At 56.1% G+C, this 3,803-nt stretch carries 5 protein-coding genes and 1 pseudogene; 1 reads left to right on the top strand and 5 read right to left on the bottom strand.

Annotated elements, in window-relative coordinates:
• From HF921_RS11465 to HF921_RS11450, 4 genes are all read right to left on the bottom strand, one after another.
• Positions 1 to 525, bottom strand: a 525-nt coding sequence (locus HF921_RS11465; RefSeq protein ID WP_215893846.1) for a VTT domain-containing protein, incomplete at its 3' end; no start/stop codon positions are given.
• Between the two features lie 28 nt (positions 526 to 553).
• Complete coding sequence (locus HF921_RS11460) at positions 554 to 910, bottom strand: hypothetical protein (RefSeq protein WP_215893845.1); 357 nt, start codon at positions 908 to 910, stop codon at positions 554 to 556.
• The gene (locus HF921_RS11455; protein WP_064220059.1) at positions 907 to 1,659 is read right to left on the bottom strand and encodes a type 1 glutamine amidotransferase; all 753 of its coding nucleotides are present in this window, start codon (positions 1,657 to 1,659) and stop codon (positions 907 to 909) included. The genes HF921_RS11460 and HF921_RS11455 overlap by 4 nt, the downstream gene beginning before the upstream one ends.
• Before the next feature lies 1 nt (position 1,660).
• A complete protein-coding gene (locus HF921_RS11450; RefSeq protein ID WP_064220058.1) occupies positions 1,661 to 2,587 on the bottom strand; it encodes a LysR family transcriptional regulator in 927 nt (308 codons plus the stop codon).
• A gap of 85 nt (positions 2,588 to 2,672) precedes the next feature.
• Between HF921_RS11450 and HF921_RS11445 the strand changes: the two genes are divergently transcribed.
• Positions 2,673 to 3,275, top strand: coding sequence for a TM2 domain-containing protein (locus HF921_RS11445; protein ID WP_215892132.1), 603 nt, complete (start codon positions 2,673 to 2,675; stop codon positions 3,273 to 3,275).
• 21 nt (positions 3,276 to 3,296) lie between these two features.
• Here HF921_RS11445 and HF921_RS11440 read toward each other — a convergent pair.
• Positions 3,297 to 3,803 (bottom strand): annotated as a pseudogene (locus HF921_RS11440) (aldo/keto reductase); the annotation flags it as partial.

The following is a 3,803-nucleotide window of genomic DNA, read 5'->3' as shown; positions in this document are numbered from 1 at the left end:
ACGCCCGAGGAAATAACCGGCACCCAGCAAGCCCCCCACCCACAGGAAAGCGCCCAGCAGATTGAAGCCAAAGAAGCGACGATACGGCATGGTGGCAATACCTGCCACAAAAGGTGCGAAGGTGCGAATAATGGGCAAAAACCGGGCGATGATCACCGTCTTACCACCATGTCGTGCATAGAAGCGCTGGGTCGTATCCAAGTACCTGACATTGAGCAGGTGCCCGCCAAAAAGGTGGGCACCCCAGCGGCGCCCCATCCAGTAATTCACCGCATCGCCCAGCACTGCCGCCGTAACGAGCAGACCCAACAACCAGGACGCGCTCATGATGCCCGCACCGGCCAGGGTACCACAGATAAATAACATGGAATCACCCGGCAAAACCGGCATAATCACCAGCCCTGTCTCGGCGAAGAGAATCAGGAACAACAGGGCATAGACCCAAGCCCCATATTCCTGAAGAAACACTATCAGGTACTGGTCAAAGTGCAGCAGAATCTGCAAGGGATGATGAATATCCGACATTGGCGCAATCACCCGGAGCAACGTGAATTCACGCGTCTTCCGGAGCGCCGCGGTAGCGCTGATAGTGACGTTTGAACATCATCTCCAATTCAACAACGATCGTCTCCGCTGCTTCCCCGCCCATCACATGCCTGGACATCAAACTGGAGGTGTCGTTGAGCATCTCCTTGGCATCAAGCATGGCATAGCTTTCCCGCAGGCGTTTAATCGCACCAACAACGGTCTCACCCTCTTTAGCGGGCAAAATCTTCGGTTCCTGATGCAGCACCGATGTTTCTGGCTGTTGCCGACTTCTCAAAAAATCGGCAAAGGCCAGCAACTGTTCCTGCTCTGCGTCTCCCAGCTTACGCATGACACGAAGAAAATGGCGCTCCCGGCTATTCATACATCATTCCCGGTATCCACCTTGAGGGAGAATACCCGTGGCTTGCGTTTCTCCGTCATGAGAGACAACTCACGAACCAGGGCGATGATGACCCGGTCCGTAGTTTTCTGCATCTCCGGCCACAGTGCCCGCGCCTGCCCCAGGAGTTCGCCGATATTCTCGGGCGTTTCGCGATCTTCCTCCATGAGGATATCTTCGATCAGCCCCGGCTTCATCTCCGGCCGGAACAGCAATCCCACCACCCCCTCTTCCGGGCGGAAGGCGATCCAGCGACCATCGTCATCCACCACCAATGGCTTGACACCCTCCGGCAGGGTAGCGGTTCCCGGTGACCAAACCATTACCTGAGCGCCGTCCACCGCCTGCGCCAGCGGGTCGTCCCGCCCTGCTTCCGTGGCATGGGCCGTGGTAAAATAGGCGTTATGATAAGGCTGCAGGTGCAACGCCGCCCCCTCATATTGGGCCAGCAAGAGTGCGCCCAGACCAAAGCCCACCACCGGCCGCTTTGCCTTGCGGAAAATGGTGATGGTATTGAGTTCCTGAGTGAGCCATTTATATTTGTCGGATTCGAGCGGAGACATGGGACCACCCAGCAAAAACAGCGCATCAAAAGTCAGCGCATTGCTTGGCAGCTCGTTACTGAGAAAAACCCGGAAGTAACTGAAGCCGATGTCACGCTTCTCCAGTTGGGTCTCCACGATGCCCAGAAACTCGGAGTAACTGTGCTGCACCACGGCAAAATGCTTCATATCAGCCCTCTCGACGCACCGGCACGGATAGTATGTCCCTGCTACAGCGGTCTTTGGCGAATTCCAGGAACTCATCCATCACCAGACTGCGGAATTTTTGTTTCTGATAAACGAAGGAATAGGGGCGGGCCAGCGGCGGATTCAAGGGGCGCGCCAGTAAAGTACCCAGCGCCAACTCCTTGAGAACCGTCGTCTCGGAGACAATAGCCACCCCCAACCCGCCTTCCACCGCCCCTTTGACCGCTTCCGGACTACCCAATTCCATGGTGATATGCAGATCGTTGGCGTCCACGCCGACCTGGTGCAAATACTCCATAGTCACTTCACGAGTGCCTGATCCTTCCTCACGGGAAACGAAAGGATAATCCAGCAACTCCTGCGCGGTCACACCCTCATGGGCACCCAAGGGATGATCCGGCTCGGCAATAACCACCATGGAGTCCATGCAGCACTTGAGGGTGGCGAGGCTCTTGTTGGTTATCAAACCTTCCACCAGTCCCAGATCAATACTGTTATCCTCAATCATGTGGACAATTTTATCCGTATTACCCACATGCAGGCGCACCTGTACATCGGGATACTTCATTTTAAAGTCACCCAACACCCGGGGCAGCATGTATTCGGCGATGGTCGTGCTGGCACCGATGAGCAGATACCCGCGCAGATCACCCGTCATTTCCCCGACCCGATTGGACATCTCGGTATACAACGAGATGATGCGCTCGGAATACTCATAAACCACCATGCCAGCCTCGGTAAGACTGATGCGGTTATGGGTGCGGTCAAATAAACGCGTGTTGAACTGTTCTTCCAGTTGCTTGACCTGGAAGGTCACCGCCGGCTGGGTCATATGCAACGTATCGGCCGCTTTGGTAAAGCTGAGCAGCTTTGCCACGGTGTGAAAAACCTGTAACCGCCTGTCTGCCATGGAAGTCCTTAAGTCGCCCGCGACTTTTCACCAGTTTAGAGGTAATATCTGAGCGCTTCAATACAGTACTAATGGAGGATAACCCATGCCCAAAGCTTGGGAAAAGCTCGACCTGCAGGGCGCTGGGGTACAGAGTTTACAAATTCGCTTGCAAAAACTCCAGAAAAAATCCCTCAGGAGTTATCTATACTGGTGCTTATTTCCTGTTGGCGCGCATCGTTTCTATCTGGAACAGCCTTGGGCCTGGGCCTTTCCGTTGGCCAGCGCTGGTGTGATTATGCTGGCCTTTCTAGGCCTAATTTGGGGGGCCATTGGCCTTGCCGTTGTCCTCTGCGCCGTTGCGCTCCGAGACCTCAGCCGCGTTAGCCTGTGGATCAGCGTCAACAATAAGGAGTTGCGCAAGGCCAGTTGGTTCGCCCAACAAACGCCGGCCGCCCCGCCCAACCACCAGGGACGCGTGAATACCGGCGAGCAGCTAGCGCAATGGCAGCGCGAGTTGCAAGACTATACCCAAGCCAAGGAGGGCGAACGGGTCGGCCACCTTGCCACCAATGCCCCTACCCAAAAGGGTTTTGCGCCCGGCCAGCGCCGCCTCTCTTTCGCGGAACAGGAGCGCCTGCTCGCCGCAATGACCAAAGCCCCCAAAAGTGTGCTGGGGCAGGAACCAGCGGACTCCGCAAAAAAATAGCCGGAACCCACTTGGTGCTTGCTATTCCTCCTTCTCAAACATGGCCAGATAGCGCCCCTTGGGAAGAGGAAGCTGACTGGCCACCGCCAGCAAATCGGCGAGATGCCGAGGCATGCTAAGCCCCACCAGCGTCACACCGATGCCTGGTGTCGAACGCACGAACTGGATGGCGCGCTGCGCGGCATCGGCCAGTTCCGGCATAGCCTCCAGCAGAGAAGGCACCTCTTCCCGCGCCAGTAATCCTTTACCGAGAGGATGACTTGCCATAATGGTCAGTTTAAGCTGAAAAGCCGCCTGGATGGTCGAGCCGATATTGCCCTGCCCCGTTACCTGGCTGAAGCGGGTGTAAGCTTCCGGCATCAAGGCATTAAAGGGTAACTGTACCACCCTCAGGTGGTGGCGGTTGCCTTGCCCTGCAGCTTTTTCAGCCAGCCCGATAAGACTGGTCAGGGACTGGAACAGGGTATCATCCGTCGCTACCCGGCAGGCATTGAAAGTGGAAATGCCATAATAGCGAATCTTGTTGGC

Source organism: Acidithiobacillus ferriphilus (assembly GCF_018854775.1).
Classification (GTDB): Bacteria; Pseudomonadota; Gammaproteobacteria; order Acidithiobacillales; family Acidithiobacillaceae; genus Acidithiobacillus; species Acidithiobacillus ferriphilus.
Note: the sequence above shows the minus strand (reverse complement) of the source record. Positions and strands in the feature narration are given on the sequence as shown.

Coding starts and splice junctions, on each gene's coding strand:
- HF921_RS11460 (WP_215893845.1), bottom strand. CDS start 910: ATGAATAGCCGGGAGCGCCATTTTCTTCGTGTCATGCGTAAGCTGGGA.
- HF921_RS11455 (WP_064220059.1), bottom strand. CDS start 1,659: ATGAAGCATTTTGCCGTGGTGCAGCACAGTTACTCCGAGTTTCTGGGC.
- HF921_RS11450 (WP_064220058.1), bottom strand. CDS start 2,587: ATGGCAGACAGGCGGTTACAGGTTTTTCACACCGTGGCAAAGCTGCTC.
- HF921_RS11445 (WP_215892132.1), top strand. CDS start 2,673: ATGCCCAAAGCTTGGGAAAAGCTCGACCTGCAGGGCGCTGGGGTACAG.